Annotated in this window: 1 protein-coding gene; it reads right to left on the bottom strand. The window is 61.9% G+C overall.

From position 1 onward, the window contains the following. Positions 1-1090 (bottom strand): hypothetical protein (locus D7X94_RS17945; RefSeq protein WP_147401780.1); only part of this gene is annotated, 1090 nt, incomplete at its 3' end. Positions 1091-1129 lie beyond the last annotated feature (39 nt).

Below are 1129 nucleotides of genomic sequence, written 5' to 3'. Positions count from 1 at the left end.
TGCCGCTCCGGGTCCAAGCGGTGCGAGAGGTTGCATACCCGCCACCGACGTAATCATAGGGATCTTCCACGCGGACAACATTGGCTTCCTTGTCGAAACCGACGGTCCACTGGCTGCCAGCGCCGCCGTGCCAATGGGCGTCGGGAATATCCACATTGTAGGTCACAACGCCGTTCTCGTCCACAGTGGGAGCGCCAACGGCATTCTCGGTGATGAAGCCGGAGGCTCCGCCATGGGTGCAGGTCACGTCCAGATTCTTCAGGGCGTCCTCCTGCACGAACTTCACGGTGTAGTTCTGGCTGTGGCCATCACGGGCGGTAACGGTCAGACGGCCGTCGCCGTTCACGGTGGTGGGAGCGGTGTAGTCCAGGGTGGAGTATACGGAGTTGGTCTGGAATACACGGCGAGCCATCAGGTTCTGGGTGGCACGGTCGGGAGCGCCGGCAGGCTGGTTGCCCTGGCCGTAGATGCCGTTGTCGGCGAATACCACGCCATCAGCCTGGCCGAAGTGCTGGCCATAGGTAACACCGCCAACGGTGAGGTTGGTGGTGTCATCGCCGAAGCCCGCGTTGGCAAAGGTCATGCCCAGAGGCAGGGTGATGGTGATAACCCGGTTCTCGTCATCCTTTACATAGCTGATGCCGGAGAACTTGTAGTCCCGATTGCCGGACCGGAACTCCTGGTTGGGATACACGGCCTTGATCAGCGTGTCGTCGTTGGGCACGGTGATCTCGGTCTTGATCCGCAGGGGCCAGGAAGCGACCTCGTCGCCGGTGGTGTTGTCGGTCAGGCCGAAGGTGACCTCATAGGTGTCGGTGGTTCCCTCTACGAGGTTACCCTCTACCTCAAGGTCCAGGCGCTGGAAGGGCGGATTGATCGTCGCTCCTCCCTTCACCTTCAGGAAAGGAGTGTACCCTTCCTGGGATACCCACGAGATGGACACGACTGTCGCGTCCTGCACGGTGACGGTATACGCCTCGTCCGCGCTCGTGGGGGTTGTTGCGGTGCGGTTGTTCACCGTCAGGGTGGGGGCCTTCGGGCCGGTTGGCGCCGGGTCCTCATCCGCAGCCGCAGCACTGAGCGGAATCATTGCGACGACCATCAGAATGGCCAGAAGCGCCGCAAGTGA

The sequence above is a fragment of the Acutalibacter sp. 1XD8-33 genome, from assembly GCF_003612555.1.
GTDB lineage: Bacteria > Bacillota > Clostridia > Oscillospirales > Acutalibacteraceae > Acutalibacter.
The sequence above is the reverse complement of the archived record's forward strand: the minus strand, read 5'-3'. Positions and strand labels throughout refer to the sequence as shown.